At 64.3% G+C, this 22,257-nt stretch carries 20 protein-coding genes and 1 rRNA gene; 13 read left to right on the top strand and 8 right to left on the bottom strand.

What is annotated here, in order from left to right; translation table 11 throughout:
- Window positions 1-99: ribosomal RNA gene (locus EPD66_RS02235) — 16S ribosomal RNA — on the bottom strand; the annotation flags it as partial.
- Between the two features lie 494 nt (window positions 100-593).
- Between EPD66_RS02235 and EPD66_RS02230 the strand changes: the two genes are divergently transcribed.
- From EPD66_RS02230 to EPD66_RS02210, 5 genes are all read left to right on the top strand, one after another.
- Complete coding sequence (locus EPD66_RS02230) at window positions 594-2,561, top strand: sigma-54-dependent Fis family transcriptional regulator (protein ID WP_142846814.1); 1,968 nt, start codon at window positions 594-596, stop codon at window positions 2,559-2,561.
- 251 nt (window positions 2,562-2,812) lie between these two features.
- On the top strand, window positions 2,813-3,883 hold the full coding sequence (locus EPD66_RS02225; RefSeq protein ID WP_142846858.1) for an ATP-NAD kinase family protein: 1,071 nt from the start codon (window positions 2,813-2,815) through the stop codon (window positions 3,881-3,883).
- A gap of 18 nt (window positions 3,884-3,901) precedes the next feature.
- Entirely contained in the window at window positions 3,902-4,885 is a 984-nt protein-coding gene (locus tag EPD66_RS02220; RefSeq protein ID WP_142846813.1) for a thiamine pyrophosphate-dependent dehydrogenase E1 component subunit alpha, read from the top strand.
- A 40-nt stretch (window positions 4,886-4,925) separates the two neighbouring features.
- Window positions 4,926-5,960 (top strand): alpha-ketoacid dehydrogenase subunit beta, encoded by a 1,035-nt coding sequence (locus tag EPD66_RS02215; RefSeq protein ID WP_142846812.1) that lies wholly within the window; start codon window positions 4,926-4,928, stop codon window positions 5,958-5,960.
- Window positions 5,961-5,976: 16 nt separating this feature from the next.
- On the top strand, window positions 5,977-7,104 hold the full coding sequence (locus tag EPD66_RS02210; RefSeq protein ID WP_185961209.1) for an acetoin dehydrogenase dihydrolipoyllysine-residue acetyltransferase subunit: 1,128 nt from the start codon (window positions 5,977-5,979) through the stop codon (window positions 7,102-7,104).
- A gap of 61 nt (window positions 7,105-7,165) precedes the next feature.
- On the opposite strand, the gene EPD66_RS02205 is transcribed toward EPD66_RS02210, so the two are convergent.
- Together EPD66_RS02205 and EPD66_RS02200 are read right to left on the bottom strand one after the other, a co-directional pair.
- Window positions 7,166-7,570, bottom strand: coding sequence for a ketosteroid isomerase-related protein (locus EPD66_RS02205; protein ID WP_185961208.1), 405 nt, complete (start codon window positions 7,568-7,570; stop codon window positions 7,166-7,168).
- A 111-nt stretch (window positions 7,571-7,681) separates the two neighbouring features.
- Window positions 7,682-8,569 carry a DMT family transporter gene (locus tag EPD66_RS02200; protein ID WP_185961207.1) on the bottom strand — a complete coding sequence of 296 codons (888 nt, stop codon included), beginning with the start codon at window positions 8,567-8,569 and terminating at the stop codon, window positions 7,682-7,684.
- Between the two features lie 191 nt (window positions 8,570-8,760).
- On the opposite strand from EPD66_RS02200, the gene nanR reads away from it, so the two are divergent.
- The 8 genes from nanR to EPD66_RS02160 all read left to right on the top strand — a co-directional run bounded on the left by nanR (window position 8,761) and on the right by EPD66_RS02160 (window position 16,744).
- Window positions 8,761-9,498 (top strand): transcriptional regulator NanR, encoded by a 738-nt coding sequence (nanR, locus tag EPD66_RS02195; RefSeq protein WP_221930846.1) that lies wholly within the window; start codon window positions 8,761-8,763, stop codon window positions 9,496-9,498.
- 249 nt (window positions 9,499-9,747) lie between these two features.
- Window positions 9,748-10,575: a phosphogluconate dehydrogenase C-terminal domain-containing protein gene (locus EPD66_RS02190; RefSeq protein WP_142846809.1), complete on the top strand. Its 828-nt coding sequence runs from the start codon at window positions 9,748-9,750 to the stop codon at window positions 10,573-10,575.
- Window positions 10,576-10,623: 48 nt separating this feature from the next.
- Window positions 10,624-11,880 carry a ribulose-bisphosphate carboxylase large subunit family protein gene (locus tag EPD66_RS02185; RefSeq protein ID WP_142846808.1) on the top strand — a complete coding sequence of 419 codons (1,257 nt, stop codon included), beginning with the start codon at window positions 10,624-10,626 and terminating at the stop codon, window positions 11,878-11,880.
- Complete coding sequence (locus tag EPD66_RS02180; protein WP_221930845.1) at window positions 11,880-13,274, top strand: four-carbon acid sugar kinase family protein; 1,395 nt, start codon at window positions 11,880-11,882, stop codon at window positions 13,272-13,274. The genes EPD66_RS02185 and EPD66_RS02180 overlap by 1 nt, the downstream gene beginning before the upstream one ends.
- Before the next feature lie 38 nt (window positions 13,275-13,312).
- A complete protein-coding gene (locus tag EPD66_RS02175) occupies window positions 13,313-13,846 on the top strand; it encodes a VOC family protein (RefSeq protein ID WP_142846806.1) in 534 nt (177 codons plus the stop codon).
- Between the two features lie 48 nt (window positions 13,847-13,894).
- The gene (locus EPD66_RS02170; RefSeq protein WP_142846805.1) at window positions 13,895-14,902 is read left to right on the top strand and encodes a TRAP transporter substrate-binding protein; all 1,008 of its coding nucleotides are present in this window, start codon (window positions 13,895-13,897) and stop codon (window positions 14,900-14,902) included.
- Window positions 14,903-14,993: 91 nt separating this feature from the next.
- A complete protein-coding gene (locus EPD66_RS02165; RefSeq protein ID WP_142846804.1) occupies window positions 14,994-15,470 on the top strand; it encodes a TRAP transporter small permease in 477 nt (158 codons plus the stop codon).
- The gene (locus EPD66_RS02160; RefSeq protein ID WP_221930844.1) at window positions 15,467-16,744 is read left to right on the top strand and encodes a TRAP transporter large permease; all 1,278 of its coding nucleotides are present in this window, start codon (window positions 15,467-15,469) and stop codon (window positions 16,742-16,744) included. The genes EPD66_RS02165 and EPD66_RS02160 overlap by 4 nt, the downstream gene beginning before the upstream one ends.
- Before the next feature lie 74 nt (window positions 16,745-16,818).
- On the opposite strand, the gene gph is transcribed toward EPD66_RS02160, so the two are convergent.
- Genes gph through EPD66_RS02135 form a run of 5 tightly spaced genes read right to left on the bottom strand, consistent with a single transcriptional unit; the run spans window position 16,819 to window position 22,248 of the window.
- The gene (gene gph, locus EPD66_RS02155) at window positions 16,819-17,493 is read right to left on the bottom strand and encodes a phosphoglycolate phosphatase (protein ID WP_142846803.1); all 675 of its coding nucleotides are present in this window, start codon (window positions 17,491-17,493) and stop codon (window positions 16,819-16,821) included.
- Window positions 17,494-17,511: 18 nt separating this feature from the next.
- Window positions 17,512-18,054: a histidine phosphatase family protein gene (locus EPD66_RS02150; RefSeq protein ID WP_142846802.1), complete on the bottom strand. Its 543-nt coding sequence runs from the start codon at window positions 18,052-18,054 to the stop codon at window positions 17,512-17,514.
- Window positions 18,047-19,162, bottom strand: coding sequence for an ABC transporter ATP-binding protein (locus tag EPD66_RS02145; RefSeq protein WP_221930843.1), 1,116 nt, complete (start codon window positions 19,160-19,162; stop codon window positions 18,047-18,049). Before EPD66_RS02145 ends, EPD66_RS02150 begins: the two co-directional genes overlap by 8 nt.
- Before the next feature lie 15 nt (window positions 19,163-19,177).
- On the bottom strand, window positions 19,178-20,893 hold the full coding sequence (locus EPD66_RS02140) for an iron ABC transporter permease (RefSeq protein WP_142846801.1): 1,716 nt from the start codon (window positions 20,891-20,893) through the stop codon (window positions 19,178-19,180).
- 26 nt (window positions 20,894-20,919) lie between these two features.
- On the bottom strand, window positions 20,920-22,248 hold the full coding sequence (locus EPD66_RS02135; RefSeq protein ID WP_142846800.1) for an ABC transporter substrate-binding protein: 1,329 nt from the start codon (window positions 22,246-22,248) through the stop codon (window positions 20,920-20,922).
- Between the last annotated feature and the right edge of the window lie 9 nt (window positions 22,249-22,257).

The raw sequence follows: 22,257 nt of genomic DNA, 5'->3' as shown, positions 1-22,257 counted from the left end.
CTCACCCGTGCGCCACTAAGGCCGAAGCCTTCGTTCGACTTGCATGTGTTAGGCATGCCGCCAGCGTTCGTTCTGAGCCAGGATCAAACTCTCAAGTTGACTTGCTGCCATAGACAGCATTCAAGAGCTCGCCTCCTGCACATATCTCAATAGAGCGTGTTTCTCTTTAAGATGCACAAGAAGCAAGACCAATCCCGGTCGCCGCCGCCTGCGCATCCCTTCCGTCTTCACTTGTCAAAGAGCCCGGACAATCCCGGCGGCACCATCGCGCCGCCCCGCCGTCCGTCCCGTCGTCGGGAGGCCGGTTTTTAGGCCAACCAACACCCCAAGGTCAACAGCTTTTTTCACCGCCGGAACGTTTTTCCGAATCGCCCCTTCAAGGCCCTCCAACGGAGCGTCATCACCCCCTGCCACCCCGGTCCGCACCACGCCGAAAATGCCGCTCAGTCATCCGCCGCGGCTTCTGCCACAGCTGCTTCCCTTCCATGCAGTGATACTTTTGGCCGAATTGAAGAGGTGGCGGGATTTTGTTAGCGTTACTGAAAAATACTACGACAGGGCTGCGCACTCATATAACAACAAGAGTTTGCGCGATGGGAAACGCAAGAGCGGCACATATCGACGAGCTTGTGCGGGTTTCCGAGGGAGTGAGGTCAAACCGCGATGCCGTGATCGAGGAATCCTGGCGGCGTTGCGTCTTTCATCACAAGCTGGACCCGACGATCGGACGCGAGGCCTATATCCTGCCCCATGAGCATCTGCGCCAACATCGCGATGCCATGGACGAATTCCTGCGCATGGCGCGGTTCGGGCTGGAAGCGCTGTACCGTCAGGTGGCGGGGATGGGCTATGTCCTGCTGCTGACCGACAGCAAGGGCATCGCCGTCGATTTCATCGGCGACCAGACCTTCGACAACCAGCTGCGCCGTGCCGGCCTCTATCTCGGGGCGGACTGGAACGAGGGACGGGCGGGCACCTGCGCCGTCGGCACCTGCATCGCCACCGGCAAGGCCCTGACGGTGCACCAGACCGACCATTTCGACACCACCCACATCCCCCTGACCTGCACCGCCGCCCCGATCTTCGACAGCGGCGGCACGCTGGCCGCCGTGCTGGACATCTCGGCCCTGCGCTCGCCCGAACCCAAGGTCAGCCAGCACCTGGCCTTGCAGATGGTCAAGTCTTATGTCCACAAGATCGAGAATGCCAATCTCTACAACCAGTTCCGCAACGACTGGGTGATCAGGCTGTCGACCTCGCAGGAATTCGCCGAGATCGAGCCCGATCTGGTGATGGCGCTGGACGGTGCCGGCCGCATCATCGGCTTCAACAACCGCAGCTGGGAATTCATCCGCAAGGAAGGGCTGTGCCAGGAGGAACGGGAGAGCCTGCTGGGCAAGTCCTTCGACGAGATCTTCGACTGCCGGGTCGACGATCTCGTCCGCTTCGTCCGCTCCCGCTTCACCGAGGACGGGGTGATCCGCCTGCGCGGCAGCGGCCAGCCGCTATTCGTCCAGGCCGTGCCGCCGCCGGCCATGCCCGTGCCTCGCCCCGTCGGCAGCGATCCCAGCGGAGGCGCACCTGCCCTCCTGCCCGAACCGCTGCGCAGGATCTCGGGCGGCGACCCCGCCTTGCGGGCCACGCTGGCGCGGGCGGCCAAGCTGGTCAATACCCGGATGAACCTGCTGATCCATGGCGAAACCGGCACCGGCAAGGAATATCTCGCCAAGGCCCTGCACCAGGCCAGTATCCGGGCCGGGAAGCCCTTCATCGCCGTCAATTGCGCCGCCCTGCCCGAATCCCTGATCGAAAGCGAATTGTTCGGCTATGAGGCCGGGTCCTTCACCGGCGCCACCACCCGAGGCAAGAAGGGGCTGGTGCTGGAAGCCGACGGCGGCACGCTGTTCCTGGACGAAATCGGCGACATGCCCTTGTCCTCGCAGACCCGCCTGCTGCGCGTCCTGGCCGAACGGGAAGTCACGCCAATCGGCCGCAACAAGGCCATTTCCGTGGACCTGAGGGTGATCGCCGCCACCCACCGCAATCTGGCCGAGCTGGTCAGGGCCGGTCATTTCCGCGACGACCTGTATTTCCGCCTCAGCGGCGCCGTCTTCACCCTGCCCCCGCTGCGCCAGCGCAGCGACCTGGACTGGCTGATCGACCAGCTGCTGGCCGAGCGGGATGTCCGTGACGGCCTGCATTACGTCATCACGCCCTCCGCCCTGGCCGCCCTGCGCGCCCATTGCTGGCCCGGCAATATCCGGGAATTGGTCAACGCGCTGGACTATGCCTGCGCCGTCTGCACCAACGGCCTGATCGATCTGGCCGACATCCCCGAACCGGTCCAGCAGCGCGGAGAATTCGAGGCCTGGCCCACCTTCCTGTCGCAGGCGGCCCCACCCGTACTCCCCCAGGACGATCAGGCCGCCCGGCTACGCGAGACCCTGCGCCGCCATCACTGGAATGTGTCGGCCGCGGCGCGGAGCCTGGGAGTGGACCGCTCGACCGTCCATCGCCAGATCCGCCGTTTCGGCATTCTGCCGCCCCACCGGCATCACTGACCCCATTCCGTCTTCCTGTCTTCACGGGCGCAGCCTGAGTCCAGGCGGCGCCCGTAGCGCATGCGCCCTGCAACACCTGTTGCATCCTTCGCCACACTCCGCCGCAACAGGTGTTGCGCACCACTGGCGCAGTCATTGAGAGAAATCGCCAGGACTCAACGGCTTGTGCCTCCTCCGGGGAACTGGCCCGCCGGTTGCTAGTCTCCTGCTTGCCCGTTCACACACAGGCAGGGAGAAGTGCCGTGGCGCCGATGATCGGTATCATTGCCAATCCGGTTTCCGCCCGAGACATCCGCCGGGTCGTCGCCAATGCGACGAACCTGCAGGTCACGGACCGCGCCAATATCGTCCTGCGCGTCCTAGCCGCCTTGCGCAGCTGCGGCGTCACCGACGTTCTGATGATGCCGGAGAATGGCGGCATAAGGGGCCATGTGGAACGCGGCCTGGTGCGCGCCAAGGCCCATGGGGAGCCGCACTATCCCCGCCTTCACCTGCTTTCCATTCCCGTGACCGGTACCGTTGAGGATACCCATCGCGCGGCAGCGGAAATGCGCAAGGCGGGCGTGGCCGCCATCGTCGTCCTGGGCGGCGATGGCACCCATCGCGCAGTCGTGTCCCGTTGCGGCAAGGTGCCGGTCGCCGGCATCTCGACCGGCACCAACAACGCCTTCCCCGAACACCGCGAGCCGACCATCACCGGCCTGGCCACCGGCCTGGCGGTGACGGGACAGGTCCCGGCCCATATCGCCTTCAGCCCCAACAAGCGCATCGACGTCCAGGTCAATGGCAGCCGGACTCCGGAGGTCGCCCTGGTCGACGTGGCCCTGGTGACAGAAGGCTTCATCGGCGCCCGCGCCCTGTGGCGACCGGATAGCTTCCGGGAATTGTTCGTCACCTTCGCCGATCCCGAAGTCATCGGCATGTCGGCCATTGCCGGCCTGCTGGAGCCCGTCTCGCGCGCCGAATCCGGTGGACTGATGGTCCGCATGGTACCGCCCGACGGGCAAGGACCGCGCGCGCCCGTCACCACGTTGAACGCGCCCATCGCGCCGGGATTGATGGTGGATGTCGGCATCTGCGACTGGCGCCGCATGCCGCCCGGCATGCCCTTCGTGCCGGAGACGAAGGCAGGATCCATCGCCCTGGATGGCGAGCGCGAAATCTCCTTCACGGCGCGCGATCACGTCTCCCTGACGCTGCGGGACGACGCCTTCCGCACCGTCAATGTGCGCGGCTGCATGCATTACGCCGCCCAGCACAAACTGTTCGCAGCCGCGCCGTCGGCTGTCCCGGCCAGTGCCGCCAAATACCAACTCCAATAAACCAAAGGGAAGAACGCCATGCTCGACAATCCATTTCCCTTGAACAAGACGGACCTGCTGAAAGCCTACCGGACCATGCGCACGATCCGGGAATTCGAGGAACGGCTGCATGTCGATTTCGCCAAGGGCGACATCCCGGGCTTCGTCCACCTCTATGCTGGCGAGGAAGCCTGTGCCACCGGGATCATGATGCATCTGAACGACAACGACCGCATCGCCTCGACCCACCGGGGACATGGCCATTGCATCGCCAAGGGCGTGGACGTCCATGAGATGATGGCCGAAATCTACGGCCGCGCCACGGGGGCCTGCCGCGGCAAGGGCGGATCGATGCATATCGCCGATTTGTCCAAGGGCATGATGGGCGCCAACGGCATCCTGGGCGCCGGGGGACCGCTGGCCTGCGGCGCCGCCCTGGCCGCCAAGCACCGCAAGGATGGCGGCGTCGGCATCACCTTCGTCGGGGACGGCGCATCGAACCAGGGCATGTTCCTGGAAAGCCTGAACCTGGCGGCGGTATGGAACCTGCCGGTGGTCTTCGTGGTCGAGAATAACGGCTATGCCGAGGCCACCGCCATGGAATGGGCCGTTTCCTGCGATTCCTATATCGACCGTGCCACCGGCTTCGGCCTGCCCGGCGTGACCGTGGACGGAACCGATTTCTTCGCCGTCCATGAAGCCGCCGGCGAGATCATCCGCCGCGCCCGCGAAGGCGGCGGCCCGGCCCTGCTGGAATGCAAGATGGCCCGCTTCTACGGCCATTTCGAGGGCGATGCCCAGACCTACCGCGCCAAGGGCGAGATCGAGGACCTGCGCGCCAACCGCGACTGCATCAAGCTGATGGCCGCGCGCCTGAAGGAAGCCGGACTGGCCGCACAGGAAGAACTGGACGTCATTGACCAGGAAGTGGCCGCGCTGATCGAGGATGCCGTGCGCGCCGCCAAGGCCGCCCCCCTGCCCCAACCCGCCGACCTGCTGCAAGACGTCTACGTCGCCTACTGATCCCTTGGGGTGCAAGAAACAAACGAACGGAGGAAAGTCCATGTCCCGGAAAATCAGCATGAAGCAAGCGATCAACGAAGCGCTGGACCTGGAAATGAGCCGCGACCCCACCGTGATCCTGATGGGCGAAGACATCGTTGGCGGCACCGGCGCACCCGGTGAGAAGGATGCCTGGGGCGGCGTGCTGGGGGTGACGAAGGGCCTCTACGGCAAGCATGGCGACCGGCTGATGGACACGCCGCTGTCGGAATCGGCCTATATCGGCGCGGCGATCGGCGCGGCGACCTGCGGTTTGCGCCCCGTCGCCGAGCTGATGTTCATCGATTTCATGGGCGTCTGCTTCGACCAGATCTTCAATCAGGCCGCCAAGTTCCGCTACATGTTCGGCGGCAAGGCCGAGACGCCGGTGGTCATCCGCGGCATGGTCGGGGCGGGATTCCGCGCCGCCGCCCAGCATTCCCAGATGCTGACCCCGATCTTCACCCATGTCCCCGGGCTGAAGGTGGTCTGCCCCTCCAACGCCTATGACGCCAAGGGGCTGCTGATCCAGTCGATCCGCGACAACGACCCGGTGATCTTCTGCGAACACAAGGCGCTCTACGGCTTCGAGATGGACGTGCCCCGGGAATCCTATGCCATTCCCTTCGGCGAGGCGAATGTGCTGCGCGACGGCGATGATGTCACCCTGGTCAGCTATGGCCTGACCGTCCATCGCGCGATGGCGGCCGCCGAAATCCTCGCCCAGGAGAAGATCGAGGCCGAGGTCATCGACCTGCGCACCTTATCGCCCATCGACCGGGATACGATCATCGACAGCGTCGAGCGCACCGGGCGCCTGGTCGTCATCGACGAGGCCCATCCCCGCTGCAATATCGCCACCGATATCTCGGCCCATGTCTGCCAGCATGCCTTCGGCGCGTTGAAGGCGGGCGTCCAGATGGTGACCGCGCCGCATACGCCGGTACCCTTCTCGCCCGTTCTGGAAGACCTTTACATCCCCAGCGCCGAGGCGATCGCCGCGGCAGCACGCCGCACCATGGGCATCACCGCCGCCGACCAGACCGTCGCCGCCTGATCCGGAGCCTTCATCAATGCTGAACGAGCGTATCAAGCCCATCGTCATGCCGAAATGGGGCCTGTCCATGTCCGAGGGCAAAGTCACCGGCTGGCTGAAAGAGCCCGGCTCTCCCATTTCCATCGGCGATGAATTGCTGGAAGTCGAGACCGACAAGATCACCAATGTGGTCGAAGCGGGGGAAAGCGGCATCCTGCGCCGGGTATTGGGCGAGCCCGGAAACATCTATCCGGTGAAGACGCTGATTGCCGTCGTGGCCGACCCCGACGTGCCGGAAGACGATATCGACGCCTTCATCGCCAGCTATGCCGCCCCTTCCGGCGATGAAGACGAAGAGGATGAAGACGCGGCGCCCCGCTATCTGTTCACCGAAACCGCCGTCGGCACCATCCGCTATGCCAGGCGGGGCGAAGGGGCGGCCCGGGTCCTGCTGATCCACGGTTTCGGCGGCGACCTGGACAACTGGCTTTTCAATATCGACGCCCTGGCCGAAAACGCCACCGTCTATGCCCTGGATCTGCCGGGACATGGCCAGTCCACGAAATCCTTGCCCGAGGCCAGCCTGAAAGGACTGGCCGCCGCGACCCGCGCCTTCATGGAGGCGGTGAGCATCGATAAGGCGCATCTGGTCGGGCATTCCATGGGCGGCGCCGTGGCCATGACCTTGGCGCTGGAAGCCCCGGATTCCGTCGCCTCGCTGTCCCTGATCTGCCCGGCCGGTCTGGGACAGGAGATCAACGGCAATTACATCGACGGCTTCGTCTCCGCCGCCTCCCGCCGCGAACTCAAGCCGGTGGTGGAGAACCTGTTCGCCGATCCCGGCCTGGTCAGCCGCCAGATGATCGATGACCTGCTGAAATACAAGCGCCTGGACGGCGTCAACGATACTCTCCGGGCCCTTGCATCGGCCATGTTCGATGACGGCACGCAGCAGGATGTCCTGGCCGGTTCCATCAAGGACACCGACATTCCCCGGTTGGTGGTCTGGGGGGAACTGGACCGGGTCATTCCGGTCGCCCATGCCTCGGCACTGGACTCCGCAGCCCGGGTCGAGGTGATTCCCAACGCCGGTCACATGGTCCAGATGGAAGCCTCGGGGAAGGTGAACGCCCTGCTGAAGGAACAGATCGGCAGGAAAGCCTGAAACCGAAGAGGCCGGCCCGCAAGGCCGGCCTCTTCACGGTTCAGTGCAGGCGGCGGAAGACCTATGCCCCCACCTGGCGCAGCCAATCCTGCAGGTTGTAGGTGTTGCTGATGCGGGCCACCTTGCCGTCGCGGATCTCGAAGAAGGCCCCGGCGGGCAGGCGATAGGTCTGGCCGGTCGCCGGCGGCAGCCCTTCATCGGTTTCCTTATAGGTGCCGAGAACGGTGAACTCGGCGGCCGCGCGGCGGCCTGACGGCTCGGTCATGATCACCAGATCGGTGATCTGTTCGGCATAGCAGCGGTTCATGCGCGCCAGGAAAGCGGCGAAGGCTTCCTTCCCCACTTCCCGGCCGCCCTGGTTGATGTCGTGGACCACATCATCGGTCAGCAAGGCCAGGAAACCTTCCACGTCACCGGCATTGAAAGCCGCGTAATAGCGCTCGATCACGTCTTGAGCAGAGGACATCAATAAAAACCCGCTTCTCTATTTCACCGGAGGCGATGCCCGGCGGCATTCCTCGCCTCTCGCCCCAAAAGGTATGATGGCAAGCCCGGGCCATCCGTCAAGACATGGCCGTCACCGCCGCGCGCTTGCCAGCCCGGCCATGATGATGATCGCGCCGCCGATCAGGGTCAGCATGTCCGGAATCTGGTTGAAGAATAGATAGCCGCAGAACACGGCGCTGATCATCTGGGCATTGATGAAGGGCGACAGGGAGGAGGCCTCGGCCTTGGTCAGGGCCTTGGTCACCATGAAATGGGACAGGCCGTAGAGCAGCCCGGCCAGCACCATCAGAGGCCAGAGCGAAAGCTCGGGCAGCGCCGCTTCCGTGAAAGGCAGGCTTGCGGTCATGACCACGACGCCCATCACCGCCAGATAGGTCAGCGAGGAGATCGGGCGGGCGCCGCTATGGGTGAGGCGGGTCAGGATCTGGTAGCAGGCGAAGACCAGGGCCGTGCCCAGCGGCAGCAGGGACATGGGCTGGAAGACCTCGGAGTTCGGGCGCACCACGATCAGCACGCCCAGGAAGCCGGCGGCCACCACCAGCCAGCGCCGGGGACTGACCTCTTCGTTCAGCACCAACCGGGACAGGGCCGTCACCAGCAAAGGCGCGGTGAAGAAGATGGCCGTGGCCTCCGCCAGGCCGATATGCCCCAGGGCGATGATGAACAGCACGCTGCCAGTCAAGGGCAGGAGCGCACGCAGGACCTGCACCCCGGGCCGCGCCGTATGGAACAGGTCGAGCCAGCGGCTGGGCCCCGTCACCGCCAGGATGGCGACAAGGCAGAAGACATACCGGGACCAGACGGCCAGCGGCACCCCGACGGCATCGGCCAGGATGCGCGTAAGGGCATCGTTCAAGGCGAAGATCGAGACTCCCCCCATCATCAGCAGCATGGCACCCACAGGGCGCGTCTTGTCCTGCCGCGACAGGTTTTCATCCCGCGAAGGGGTCGCTGTCATCACGTTACCCGTTATAGGAACAAGGGACGGAACTGGTCCGGAGGGAAAAGGAACGCCATCTTGCAGGAAGACGCGCGAGCAGGAAACTGGAACCGCATCGACAGGCATGAAGGCCAGTTGACGATCATCTTCATTTACCGCCAGATCGCTCTGGGCTATGGTTCACCCTCAACTGGTATGACGAGTTAAGCGTGGTGGAACAGCGAAAGCAAGTCGTAAGACGTCGCAAACTCTCCGACGAGGTCACGGATCTTCTTCTCCAGCGCATCAAGAACGACAAGATGAAGCCGGGGGATTTGCTGCCGTCGGAACGGCAGCTGATGGAGGATTACGGCGTCGGCCGCCCGGCCATCCGGGAGGCTTTGCAAAATCTCGACAGCATGGGCATCGTCTCCATCAGCCATGGCGAACGCTCGCGCGTGGCGGAGCCGGATTTCGAAAGCATCCTCGAACGTCTCGGCCATACGACGCGGCATATGCTGGTCAATTCCCCGCGCACGCTGGACGAACTCAAGCATGCCCGCCTGGTCTTCGAGATGGGGCTGGTCCGTGAGGCGGCCCGCCGGGCGCGGGACGGGGATGTGCAAAGACTCCGCCGCCGCCTTGAGGAGCAGACGGCCCTGGTGGAGCAGCCCTCCGAATTCATGCGGGCGGACATGGCCTTCCACCGGGAAATCGCCGAAATCGCCGGCAATCCCATTCTCGTCACCGTGAGCCAGGCCATCTTCGACTGGCTGATCGTCTTCCACACCGAACTCGTCCGGGCACCCGGCGCGGAATCCCTGACCCTTCAGGAACATGCCGACATCCTGGCCGCCATCGAGGCGCGCGATCCGGATGCCGCCGAACGCGCCCTTTACGCCCATCTGACGCGGGCCAACGGCCTCTATCAATTCTACGAAGCCCAGCGGAAAAAGACGGCCGAATAACGGGCTGGAGTGCCAAACGGTCTGTGTGCAGACATGTCTTGACAAACTGGTATGATGAGATGATCATCACCCAAGAAAGGAGCCTCCAAAGGCTCCACGACAAAAGCACGTCAAGAAGAGGCGGCCCGGCCTTCTCTCCGCTTTCCGGCGGGGAGGGAGAACCGAACCCTCTCGGACAGGATGAAGGCTTGGCGTAGTGTCGTTCGCAAGGCTTCCCGCCTTTCGACCGAACACTATGGGAGAACGGACATGACGACCCTCGCTTTGCTTGGCGCCGGGGGAAAAATGGGCTTTCGCCTGAGCAGGAACCTGCAGGGCAGCCGTTTCGACACCCGCCATGTGGAGATCAATCCGGACGGCGCCGCACGCCTGCGGGCCGAATTGGGCATTGATTGCGTTCCGCTGGAATCCGCCCTCTCCGAGGCCGATGCCGTCATCCTGGTGATTCCCGACACGGCCATCGGCGCCGTGTCGCACCAGATCGCCCCGCTGCTGCGCCCCGGCACGATGGTGGTCGTCCTGGACGCCGCCGCCCCCCATGCCGGACGCCTGCCCCAGCGCGACGACCTGACCTATTTCGTCACCCATCCCTGCCACCCTTCCGTCTTCAATTACGAACCCACCCGGGAAGCCCATCGCGACTTCTTCGGCGGCAGCACGGCCAAGCAAAGCATCACCTGCGCGCTGATGCAGGGGCCGGAAAGCGCCTGGGACCTGGGGGAGGAAATCGCCCGCACCATCTATGCGCCGGTCGAGCGCTCGCACCGCCTGACCGTCGAACAGATGGCCCTGCTGGAGCCCTGCCTGTCGGAAACCCTGGCGGCCACGCTGCTGACGGTGCTGCGCCAGGGCCTCGACGAATGCATCGCGCGCGGCGTGCCCAAGGAAGCCGCGCGCGACTTCATCCTGGGCCACATCAATGTCGAACTCGCCGTGCTGTTCAACGAGACGCCCGGCGCCTTTTCCGATGCCTGCCACGTGGCGGTCGATGCCGCCCTGCCGGTCATCATCAACCCCGATTGGAAATCCGTTTTCGAACCCGAGAAGGTCGTCGAGAGCGTCAAGCGGATCACCTGATTCCGCATTCCTGCTCTCCGGCCGCCCCTCCACTCTTCAGAGGACCGAATGGACCAAAGAATTCGCGCCAAATATCTGGTCGAGACCGCCCTTCCCCTGGAGAAGGCGGCCGCATCCCTGGCCGGAGAGCAATCCACCGGAACCTTCATCGCCCTGGCCCGCGAGACCGAGGCCTTCCTCGATCAACATGCCGCCCATGTCGAACGGATCACGGAACTGGACCATGTGCCCGGCCCTGCCCTGCCCGGCGCATCCTCACCCCCCGGTGCCCTGTGGCGCCGAGCCGAGCTGGAAATCTCGTGGCCCCTGCACAATATCGGCCCCTCCCTGCCCAACCTGATGAGCATGGTGGCGGGGAACATGTTCGAGCTGCGCCAGTTCTCGGGCATCCGGCTGCTGGACATCCATCTGCCCGACGCCTTCGCCGAGCGCTATCCCGGCCCGCAATTCGGCATCCAGGGAACCCGTGATGCCGCCGGGGTGCAGTCGGGACCGATCCTGGGCACCATCATCAAGCCGAGCATCGGCATGTCGGCCGAGGAAACCGGCGCACTGGTCGCCGAATTGTGCGAAGCCGGAATCGACTTCATCAAGGACGACGAACTGCAATCCGACGGCCCGTCCTGTCCCTTCGAGGATCGGGTCACCCATGTCATGCGCGCCATCGACGCCCATGCCCAGAAGACCGGCAAGCGCGTCATGTTCGCCTTCAACGTGACCGGCGAAATCGACGAGATGAAGCGCCGCCACGACGCCGTGGTGAAGGCCGGGGGCACCTGCGTCATGGTCAGCCTGAACAGCTGCGGCCTGACCGGCTTCTCCGCCTTCCGCGCCCATTGCGAATTGCCCATTCACGGCCACCGCAACGGCTGGGGAGCACTGACCCGCCATCCCTCGCTCGGCTTTGACTACGTGGCCTGGCAGAAGCTGTGGCGCCTTGCCGGCGCCGACCAGATGCATGTCAACGGCCTGAAGAACAAGTTCTATGAAAGCGACGCCTCGGTCCTCGCCTCGGCCAAGGCCTGCCTGACGCCGATGTTCGAGGCTCCCCTGCCCGCCTGCACCGTCATGCCGGTCTTCTCCTCGGGCCAGACCGCGCTGCACGCCCGCGCCACCTTCGACGCGATGAAGACCACCGACCTGATCTTCACCTGCGGCGGCGGCATCATGGGCCATCCCGGCGGCCCGGCGGCGGGCATCGCCAGCATCCGCCAAGCCTGGGACGCCGCCATCGCCGGGGAGGACCTGTCCTCGGCTGCCGCCCGCCACCCCGAACTGGCGAAAGCCGTGGAGATTTTCGGCTGATGGCCAAGCGTCCGCTCCCCCACGGCCCCGTGCTCGGCTTCTACGGCGACGATTTCACCGGTTCGACCGATGCCATGGAGATCCTCGCCCTTGCCGGCTTGGACCCGATCCTGGTTACCGACATTGCCCATGCGGATCAGATCAAGGGCCTGTCCGAATGCCGGGCGGTCGGCATCGCCGGCATCAGCCGCAGCAAGCCCCCGGCCTGGATGCGCGAGCATCTTCCCGCTGCCTTCGGCCTGCTGAAAAACCTCGGCTTCCCGCTGTGCCACTACAAGGTCTGTTCGACTTTCGATTCCGCGCCGCATATCGGCAGCATCGGCTGCGCCCTGGATATCGGCCGCGAGGTCTTCGATCAGGCGGTGGTGCCGATCGTGGTGGGCGTGCCCGATCTCGGCCGCTACCAGGCCTTCGGCACCCTCTTCGCCCGGGCCGGCGATGTTGTGCACCGCCTCGACCGCCATCCCAACATGGTGCGCCATCCCGTGACGCCGATGACCGAGGCCGATCTGCGCGACCATCTGGCGGCGCAGACCTCCTCTCCCATCGCCCTGATGAATCTGGTGGAGATGCAGGCCGACCACGCCACCGACATCTTCCGCGAGCGGTTGCGCGGCGAGGCGGGGGCGCTGTTCCTCGACGTCATCGACGAGGCCACCAGCACCGCGGCCGGGCGCCTGCTGTGGAACGAGATACCCGCCCCCTCCTTCCTGGTCGGTTCGTCGGGCATCGAATACGCCCTGACCCGTTACTGGCAATCCGCCGGATTGCTGGGACCGGCACCGCAATTCGCGCCGGCCGCCGAGGTCGGGCAGATCATCGTCGTCTCGGGAAGCTGTTCCCCGGCAACGGCAGCGCAGATCGCCTGGGCGCAGCAGAATCATTTCGCCGCTTTGCGCATCGACAGCCGCCGCCTGCTCGACGGCCCCGACGCCGCCGCCGCCTATCTGGAAGGACTGGCCCGGGAAGCCCGCCAGGCCCTCGCGCGCGGCAGAAGCATCCTGGTCTTCTCCGCCACCGGTTCGGACGACCCGGCCATCGCCGCCTTCGCCGACTCGCTACGCAGCCGGAACCTGTCGCTGGAAGACGGCAACGAGAAGATCGGCACGGCACTGGCCGCCCTGCTGCGCCTGGTCCTGCCCCATACCGATTGCCGCCGTGTCGTCGTGGCGGGCGGGGATACCTCGGGCCGCGTCGTCAGCGACCTCGGCATCACCTCGCTACGGCTGAAGGCCCCGCTCGTGCGCGGCGCGCCGCTCTGCGTCACCACCGGCCCGGAACCCTGGCTGGAGGGATTGGAGCTCGTCCTCAAGGGCGGTCAGGTCGGACGGCCCGACTTTCTGGAAATGGTCAGACTGGGCAGGGATGCCGGAGCCCTGCGCGCCGCCGGATGACCGGCCCGTCGTGAAGAATTCTTTGAAGGGGAAGTAACGTGAGCAGATTTTTCGGTGAAATCCGCCAGCTCGGCTATGTGGTCAATGACATCGAGCAGGAAATGCGCCGCTGGACCGAAACCCTGGGCGTCGGTCCCTGGTATTACGCCGAGCGCGTGCCGGTGCAGAATTTCTATCATCGCGGCCAGCCCTCGCCCATCGAGGTTTCCGTCGCCCTGGCCAATTCCGGCCCGCTCCAGGTCGAACTGGTTCAGCAGCGCAACGATGCCCCCAGCATGTACCGCGAGTTCATGGAACGCCACGGCCAGGGCCTGCAGCATGTCGCCTACTGGACCGTGGACTATGACAACGACATCGCCCGGCTGGCCAAGCAGGGCTTGGTGCCGGTAATGGGCGGCGAAGTCGGCGCCGGCGGGCGCTATGCCTATTTCGACACCGAATTCCACCCCGGCACGGTCATCGAACTGTCCGAGATCAAGGGCCCCAAGGGGGACCTGTTCAAGACCATCCGCGAAGCCTCGATCGGCTGGGATGGCAAGGACCCGATCCGGCCCTTTCCGAAACTGGGCTGATGCCCCCTATACGCTTGACAGAAAAAACCTGAAGAACGGGAGGACGTCATGAAATTGAATCGTCGTCAGATGATGTTGATGAGCGCCGCGACCTGCGGCGCCATGGGCCTGGGCATTCCCTCTGCCTTCGCCCGCACCACCAACCTGCGCTACGGGCATATGAATGCCCCGAACAGCGTTGCCGGCCAGTCGGCCGACATGTTCGCCGAAGCGGTGAAGCGCCATACCAACGGCTCCGTCAACGTCACGGTCTTTCCCTCGTCCCAGCTGGGCAAGATCCAGGAACTGGCGGAGGCCACCTCGGTCGGCACCATCGCCATGACCCATAACACCGCCGCCGGCGTCGGCTCGCTCTACAAGCCCTTCGCCGTGCTCGACACGCCCTATCTGTTCCGCAGCGTCGATCACCTGATGCAGGTGGTGGACACCCATTCCCCGGTGATGGAGAAGCTGAACCAGGGCCTGATCGAAAGCTCGGGCGTCCGCGTCCTCTACGCCTTCTATTTCGGCACCCGCCAGTTGACCGCCAACAAGGCCGCCCGCACCCCGGCCGACCTGCGCGGCACCAAGATCCGCTCGATCCCCTTCCCGATCTACATGGCGACCGTGGAAGGCCTGGGCGCCGTGCCGGTTCCGATCGACTGGTCGGAAGTGCCGACCGCCCTGGCGACCGGCGTGGTGGACGGGCAGGAAAATCCCGTCAACGTCATCAACTCGCAGAAGCTGTACGAAATCCAGTCGCACATGATGCTGACCAGCCATATCATGGGCGCCGAGATCGTGATGATCAACGAGGACGTCTGGCAGCGTTTCGATTCCGACACCAAGGCCGCCATGGAAGCCGCGGCCGAGGAAGTGCGCCAGAAGTCGTCGCAACTGACCCTGGATCTCGAGGAATCCGACCTCGCCGACATCCGCAATGCCGGTATGACCGTCATCGGCCCCGACGAAGGGCTGGATCTCGAAGCCTTCAAGGCGGCGACCAAGGCCATCGTGCAGCCGCGCTTCGACAGCGAGTTCCGCGAATATTACGACATGATCGACAAGATCGCGTAAAGGCCAAGGCTGCGGGACACCCACCTCCCGCAGCCTTCCCGTTTTTCTCCGGCGCCATGCCCAGAGCCTTTCCTATTGCAGGAGAAACCCTTTGCTTCACCGGATATCGGCCTTTCTCCAGTCCTGCGCGATCGCCTGTCTGTTCCTGATGCTGTTCTTCATCCTGCTGCAGATTCTCGCGCGGAACGTCCTGGCGCTGGGCTTGCCCTGGGCAGAAGAACTGGCCCGTTATTTCAGCGTGGCGATGATCTTTCTTGCTGTTCCGATTCTGCTTTCCGACCGCGCCCATGTCTGCGTGGATTTCTTCGTCGGCGCCCTTCCCGCCTCGATCCGCATGATGATGCACCGCATCTGTTCGGCCTTCGTCATGCTGTTCTGCGCCATCTTCCTGTATTCCGGCTGGCTGTTCATGGGCCGGGCCTGGAAATTCTCCACCCCCGCCCTGGGCCTGCCGAACTGGGTCTTCTATGCGCCGGTCTTCCTGGGCATCGCCATGATGGGCATCGTCGCGCTGCGGGAAATCTTCGCGCCTTCGAGGGCTCCTGACATCGCGGAGGAACGTCAATGATCAGCCTGGCCGCCGTCGCGGCTTTCCTCGTCCTTCTCCTGATGGGGGCGCCGATCGCCGTTTGCCTGGGGCTTTCGGCCAGCCTGATCATCTGGCTCGCGGACTTTCCCTTGCAGGTCATCGCCCAGCGCCTAGTCAATGCCGTCGATTCGGTTCCCCTGCTCGCGGTGCCCCTGTTCATCCTTGCCGCCAACATCTTCAACGCCGTCGGCCTGACCGACCAGATCTTCAAATGCACCCGGCTGGTGGTGGGCCGGATCAGGGCCGGTCTGGCACAGGTGTCGATCCTCGCCAGCCTCATCTTCTCTGGCATTTCCGGGGCCGCCCTGGCCGATATCGGCGGGCTGGGCAATGTCCAGATGCGGCTGATGACCCAGCAGGGCTATTCGCCGAAATTCACCAGCGGCATCACCGTCGCGGCGGCGACCATCGGGCCGCTCTTCCCGCCCAGCATCCCCCTGATCATCTTCGCGGCGACCGCCGAGATCTCGGCGGTCAAGGTCCTGCTGGCCGGGGTGGTTCCCGCGCTGCTGATCACCCTTCTGCTGATGATCATGGTCGGCCTGATGGCCCGCAAATACGACCTGCCCCGCGACACCCACCGGGTTCCAGCGACGGAAGCCCTGAGCATCGCCGTCTCCTCCATTCCGGCCATGCTGGCGCCCATCCTGCTGGTGGGCGGTCTGGTCAGCGGCTATTTCGGACCGACGGAAGTCGCGGCCGTGACCGTCGCCTATGGATTGCTGCTCGGCCTGCTGCAACGCAGCCTGACCTGGGAATTGCTGAAGAATGCCGCCCGCGAGACCGTGCGCGCGACCTCGATGATCCTCTTCGTCGTCGCCACCGCCGCCGTCTTCGCCTGGATCCTGACGGTGGAACAGGTGCCAGTGAAGGCAGGCGCGTTGCTGCTGGGCCTGTCCGAGAACCCGATCGTCCTGCTCATCATCGTGAACCTGCTGCTGCTGGTCGTCGGCATGTTCCTGGAATCCATCGCCGCCATCCTGATCCTGACGCCGATCCTGATGCCGGCCTTGACCCAGGCCGGAGTCGATCCGATCCATCTGGGCGTGGTGATGGTGCTCAACCTGATGATCGGCCTGTTGACCCCGCCCATCGGCATGAGCCTCTACATGATGAGCGCCGTGTCCGGTGTTCCCGTGGAAAAGGTCTTGCGGGGCACCCTGCCCTTCTTCCTGCCGCTGCTGCTGGCCCTGCTGCTGGTCACGGTACTGCCGGGCCTGTCCCTGTGGCTGCCGAACATGCTGTTCAACTAGGCGGGAATTTTTCAAAATTGAAGGCCGGACAAGCCATCTTGTCCGGCCTTTTTCATGCCAGGAACGAGAAGGACTTAACCTTCTACCATTTCAAGCAACCCCAGCACCTCTGGAAAGCTGTCGATCAGGATATCGGCCCCCAAGGCTTCGACCGGGCCGCGCGGATAGCCATAGGTGACAGCCGCGCAACGCACGCCGGCCGCCCGGGCGGACAGGACATCGTTGACGCTGTCGCCGATCATCAAGGCCTCGGCGGGGGGGGCGTTTAGCCTGTCCAACGCGGCACGGACGGGGCCCGGGGCGGGCTTGCGGTCGGGGGTCGAGCCGCCGCCGATCACGGCATCAAAGAATCGCTCCAGTTCCAGCATTCTCAGCAAATCCATGGTGGCCGAGATGGGCTTGTTGGTGCAGATCGCCAAAGGATGCCCCCGACGGACTAATTCCTCCAAGGTTTCCACCACCCCGGGATAGGGGCGGGTTTCCGCGGCCGGTGCGGCTTCGTAATGAACCATGAAACGAGCGGTCAGGGCATCGAGCGCGGCGTCATCCTCAGCGGCGGCACCGGTCGCCTGCAGGCCTTGGGCGACCAGCATCCGCACGCCATCCCCGATCATCAGGGCGACCTCTTCTTCGCCGAGGCTGCGCCGCTTTTCCTCGGCGAGCAGGAGATTCAGGGCGTTCCGCAGATCCGGCAGGCTATGGATCAAGGTGCCATCGAGATCGAAGATCAGGGCAATCTGCTTGGACATGATGTTTTCCTCTTGCGATCAGGGCAGTGCCGGAAGCAATCCCTGATACTCCATTTTCATGAGTCTGCAATTGGGCGGCAGCAGGCCTTCGGCCGCCGGATAGCCGAACCACTGGCGCAGGGCATGCCAAGTACCGGCATGGGCGACCACCAGAGGCGGGAGGCCATCCTCGGCAGGCGGCAGCCCGTCCATGGCGGCGGCGACGCGGGCGGTGAAAGCGGACAGGCTTTCGCCGCCGGGCACCGAGTCGCGCAGGATATCCTTGGGAAGAGCCTGGCCTTCCAGCTCTCCCCAATGACGTTCGGCCAGTCCCGGAACCGGCACGATCCTTCCCCCGGCAATGGAGGAAATGATCTCCGCCGTTTCCATGGCCCGCTGCAAGGGACTGGCGTAGATCGTGGTCGGCCGGACCGGGCAGGCCTGCCCGGCGGCACGGGCTTCCGCCCGTCCCGCCTCGGTCATGGGCACATCCAGCGAACCGGCAAGCCAGCCGCCCAGATTGCTGACGGTCTGGCCATGCCGGCAGAACAGGATGCTGGCGAGGGCCGGCTTCCTATCCATGCAGGAAGCGGGTCTTAGCAGTATCGAGTTCCAGGCAGACCGCCGATCCGTTCTCGATGAGCTCGGCGTCACCGTGATGAGGAACGTCGATCTGCACCTGGGACTGCCCCACCGTGACCGCATAGCGGATCGAGGCGCCCAGGAACTCGCTATGCAGCACGGTTCCGCGCAATTGGGCCATGCCGGGGCTGGCCGGAGCATCCCCCGGACGCAGGGTCACGCTTTGCGGACGGAACATCAGCGATCCCTCTGCGCCGTCCGGCGGCGTTTCCGCCAGCGGCACGGTAATGCCCTCGCCGCCCAGGAAGACAGCTCGGCCGTTACCGTCCCGCCCGATCTTGCCGGACAAGACATTGGCGGTACCGAGGAACCCGGCGACGAACAGGTTGCCCGGCTGGTCATAAAGGCTCATCGGCGTGCCCACCTGCTGGATGACGCCGTCACTCATCACTGCGATGCGGTCGCAGACCGTATTGGCCTCTTCCTGATCATGGGTGACGAAGATCGTCGTCAGGCCCAGTTCCTGCTGCAGGTCGCGCAATTCCCGGCGCATCTGGACGCGCAGCTTGGCATCCAGGTTCGACAAAGGCTCGTCGAGCAACAGCACCTTGGGCTGCACCACGACGGTACGGGCCAAGGCGACACGCTGCTGCTGCCCGCCGGAAAGCTGCGACGGATAGCGGTCGGCCAGATGCTTCAGCCCGACCAGCTCCAGCGCCCATTCCACCCTTTCGGCCACCTCGGCCCGCGGCACGCGCCGTTCCTCAAGGCCGAAGGCGACATTGCGGCGGATCGACATATGCGGCCAGAGGGCATAGCTCTGGAACACCATGCCGACATCGCGCCGCCAGGGCGGCAGGCGGGAAACGTCCTCCTCGCCGATCTTCACCACGCCGGACTGGGCGGTGTTGAAGCCCGCGATCAGCCGCAACAGGGTCGTCTTGCCGCATCCCGACGGCCCCAGGAAGGCGAAGAACTCGCCGGGCTGGATGTCGAGGCTGACATCCTTGAGGACGTGATGCTTTCCATAGGACAGGTTGACGCCCGCGATATGGACGCCGACCGAGCGGGTTCCGGCCTTACGGGCCAGTTCGGAGATCTGGTTCACTCGGTTCCTCCCGCCTTAATGGCTTTTCTCGCCGCGGCGTTCCCGGCCGCGTTCAATGATGACATGGGACAAGTAGGTACAGGCGCCGACGATCAGCACGGCCAGGATCCCCAAAGCCGCCCCCGGTCCGCGTCCCGCCGCGGATTGCATGAAGACGTACAATCCATAGGCCAGCGGCGCATCGGAGGTCGATTGCACCAGCATGATAGTGGCCGACAATTCGACGGCGGCGGTGGCGAAGCTGGTGATGAACCCGGCCAGGATGCCGCCCGACATCAAGGGCACGACGATCTTGCGGATCGTCCGGGCCTTGGTGGCGCCCAGATTCTCGGCCGCTTCCTCCAATGCCTCGCTGACCTGCTGCAAAGCCGCGGTGCAGGCCCGCAAGGCATAGGGCAGGCGGCGGATCGCCAGGGCGATCACCAGAACCAGCCAGAAACTGGTCAGGGGCTGGCCGGTGAACGGCATGTCGACGGTATAGAAAGTGCGCAGATAGCCGATCCCCAGAACCACGCCCGGCACGGCCAGCGCGGCCATCGCCATGTAATCGAGCCATTGGCGGCCGACCAGCTTGGTGCGCAGCACCAGATAGGCGATGGCGGTGCCGATGATGACGTCAATACCGGCAGCCATCGAAGCATAAAGCAGGGTGTTGCGGATGAACTGGCTGCTTTCGAAGATCACCGTCTCGTAATGGCGCAGGGTGTAGCCATCGGGTAGCGGGCTGAAGGACCAGATCGTAGCGAAGGACAACAGGGTCAGGCCCAGATGGGGCGCCAGAACCAGGAACAGGATCAGGATGACGATGGCATAGGCCGCGACCTTCTCCCAGGGACGCATGTTGCGCTTGGTCAGGCCACCGCCGCCGCGCTGCACGGTGGCGTAATCCTTGCCCTTCATCGCCAAGGCCGCCACCCACAGGGCCAGCAGCGAGCAGACCACCAGGACGACGGAAATCACATAACCCATGGGGTCGTTGATGCCGATGGAGGAAATCCGCAGATAGGCCTGGGGCGCCAGCATGTCGTTGACGTTCAGCAGAAGCGGCGTGCCCAGATCGTCGAAGACCTTGATGAAGACCAGCGAGGCCCCGGCGATATAGCCGGGCATCGCCAGCGGGAAGACGATACGGCGGAACAGCCGGAAGCCGCTGGAGCCGAGATTCTGCGCCGCCTCTTCCATCGAGCGGTCGATATTGCGTAGGCTGGCCGACAGATTGATCAGGATGAAGGGGAAGAAGTGGATGCTCTGGACGAAGATCACCCCGTTCAGCCCCTCCATGAAGGGAATCCTGAAGCCGAAGGTGTCATGGAGCATCATGTTGATGGTGCCGTTGCGACCAAACAGCAATTGCATGGCCACCGCGCCGATGAAGGGCGGCATGATCAGCGGCACCACGCCCAGCGTCTGGATCAGGATCGTACCCCGGAAATTGAAGCGCGACGTGATATAGGCCAGAGGCAGGGCGAAGATGGTGGCGATGACGACCGACATCGACGAGACATAGAAGGAATTCCAGAAGGACCGGATGAACAGGTCAGTGCGGAAGAAGTCCAGGAAATGCACCAGGGTGAAGCCCCCGGTCGCCGGGTCCTGGAACGCGACGAACACGACCCGGATGACGGGAATGACGAGAAAGAGGAGAAGGAAGGCCGCGATCAAGATCGCGATCGCGGCCTGACCCGGCCGGATATCCGCAAGGGACATCCGCGTGAGGGTGCGTGCAATCATGACAACGGTCTTGCCCTAGCGGAGCATCAGCGCAGCATCTTCAAGGCCTGTTCGGCCTTTTGACGCGCATTGCCATAATTGGTCCGGGCGAAGCTGGCCCAGCCCTGTTCCAGCTCGGCCTGCCGCGCCTCGCCGCCACCGCCGCCGAAAGCTCCGGCGATGGAGGGATCGCTGGCCTGGGCTTCGGTGATCGGCATCGCCGCGATCAGCGCGCGGGCTTCCTCCACCAGGGCACGCGCCTCGGCATTGTCTTTCTTCTCGAGCGCAATCTCGGCCCGCTGGATAGCCTGCGTGGCGGTTTTCAATTCAGCAAGCTGGAAGGTCACCAGCTGGTCGAACAACGCATCGACCACGTTATAGCGGGCTTGCGAAACGTTGACGTCGAAATTGACCGCTGCCCCCAGCGAGGTGTCCTCGAAGGGATTGGGATAGCCTTCCGGCGCCTTGGCATAGGTCTTGGGATTGACCGGCAGGCGGCGGATTGCCGGGTTGAGCAGGATTTCCTGTCCTTCCTCGGACAGCAAGAAGTCGATGAAGGCTTCAGCGCCGGCCCGGTTCGGGGCATTCTTCACGATGGCAATATTGGCCGGAACGATGGTGGTCACCGTCGGATAGACCATGTCCACTGGGAACCCGGAAGCCTGCGAGGACAAAGCGAAGAAATCGATGACGATGCCAAGGCCGAAGCTGCCGGTATTGACGCCGTCCGGGACCCCGAAGCTGCGCTCGGTGATGGTGCGGAAGTTCCCCGAGATTTCCTTCAGCGTCTTCCATCCCTTGTCCCACCCTTCGCCTTGCAGGATGGTCTCGATCGTCAGGTGCGTCGTCCCGGAACGGGACGGAGCCGCCATGGCGACGTGATCGAAATAGATGGGCTTGGCGAGGTCATCCCATTCCTTGGGCGCCGGCAGGTCGTTGGCCTGCAGGTAGCGGGTATTCCACATGATGCCGTAGCCCGAGGCGGCGAAACCGCTGTAATAGCCTTCGGGGTCATTCATGTGATAGGCGCCGATACGGTCGGGGATGCCTTCCACCTTGGGCGTGTATTGCGCCAGCAGCCCGGCCTCTTTCAGGACCTCGAAGGCGTCGGGCGCGGAGGCCCAGAAGAGATCGGTGGCATTGTTGGCCGCCGTCTCCTGAAGGTATTTCACCCCGGCATTAGTGTTGCGGTTCTGGACCTCGAGCGTGACGCCCGGATAGGCGGCCTGGAAGGCCTGCTGGAAGGCGCTGGTCAGGTCATTGGGGAAAGAGGTCACCACGACGACCCGCCCCGAGGGGGATTGGGCCATCGCCACCCCGGCGGTGGTCGTGAGCATGGTTGCGGCCAAAGCAATGGCCGTTACGGTCTTGCGCATGGTTCCTCC

This window comes from Telmatospirillum sp. J64-1, assembly GCF_006980715.1.
GTDB classification, from domain to species: domain Bacteria; phylum Pseudomonadota; class Alphaproteobacteria; order Rhodospirillales; family Magnetospirillaceae; genus Oleiliquidispirillum; species Oleiliquidispirillum nitrogeniifigens.
Note: the sequence above shows the minus strand (reverse complement) of the source record. Positions and strands in the feature narration are given on the sequence as shown.